Source organism: Streptomyces sp. NPDC059900 (genome assembly GCF_050270335.1).
GTDB lineage: Bacteria > Actinomycetota > Actinomycetes > Streptomycetales > Streptomycetaceae > Streptomyces.
Window position 1 is genome coordinate 1 of record NZ_JBNNJZ010001114.1, and the last position, 1261, is coordinate 1261.

Sequence of the window (1261 nt, forward strand, 5' to 3'; positions counted from 1 at the left end):
GTGTAGATCACATACGCCAACTGGTCGGGATTCACCAGAACATCAAGTGGTGCATCCGACTCGGCGCCGTCCGCCGGCCACTCGGCGTCGATCACCACGGACGCGCCGCTGTCGACGGCCATGAAGTCCAGGCGGTCGGCTGGATACTCCGGATCCAGCGGCACGTAGGCACCGCCGGCCTTCCACACCGCCAGCATCGACACCACCATGTCGACCCCACGCGGCAACCGCAGACCCACCCGCGACTCGGATCGGACACCCAGACGTCGTAGACGCCGGGCCAGCCGATTCGAACGGGCCTCCAGCTCCCCGTACGACAGCTCCTCGGATCCGCACCGCACCGCACACGCCCCCGGCGAAAGAACCGCCCACTCCCGCAAACGTTCCATCACCGTCTCCGAGCCGACGGGTCGCGCCGTGGCGTTCCACTCCCCCACCACTCGCGCCCGCTCATCGGCATCGAGCACATTGATCTCACTCAGTCGAACGCGCGGATCCGCGGTCACCTGCTCCAGCACCCGCACCAACCGGCCGGTCAACGCCCGGGCGGTGTCTTCGTCGAACAGGTCGGGGCGGTAGTCGAGCCGAAGGTTCAGGTCGGACGGGTCCACGCCCAGCGCCAGCGCGAAGTTCGTCGACTCCCGCATCCCGGCACTCGTGACGACCACGGAATCAAGGGATGACGGCGCATCCGGATCACCCGGGAAGTTCTCGAATGCCAGCAGCGTGTCGAAGCTCGCGCCCGGACCGGCAAGCCGCTGGATCTCTGTCAGGCCCAGATACTGGTGGTCGAGTAACCCCGACTGCCCGGCCTGCAGTTCGGTCAGTAACTGGGTCACCGACTGCGTCGCTTCAAGTCGCACCCGCACGGGGACGGTGTTGATGAAGAGGCCCAGCATGTTCTCCATGCCCGGCAGCTCCGCCGGCCGCCCAGCGACCGTCGTCCCGAAGACCACGTCCTGGCGGCGGGCCAGCTGCGCCAGCACGATCGCCCATGCTGCTTGCAGGACAGTGTTCACCGTGACGCCCAGCTCCCGGGCCAGGTCGCGCACTGCGTCGCTCAGCTCCGAACCCGGCGCGCAGGCCACCGATCGCGGCAGCGCGGCCCCGGCATCCACGGCGGTGGGGGCGACCAGGGTCGGTTCGTCGGCCCCCGCCAGGGCCCGTGTCCAGGCCGCCCGCGCGGCGTCCTTGTCCTGCCGCGCCAGCCAGCCCAGGTACTCCCGGTAGGGGGTGACCGCGGGCCGTCCCGCGCCGCTGC

At 69.5% G+C, this 1261-nt stretch carries 1 protein-coding gene; it reads right to left on the bottom strand.

All coding sequences use genetic code 11. From position 1 onward, the window contains the following. A partial coding sequence (locus ACQKIP_RS47700; protein ID WP_427745893.1) for a condensation domain-containing protein occupies positions 1–1261 on the bottom strand: 1261 nt, incomplete at both ends.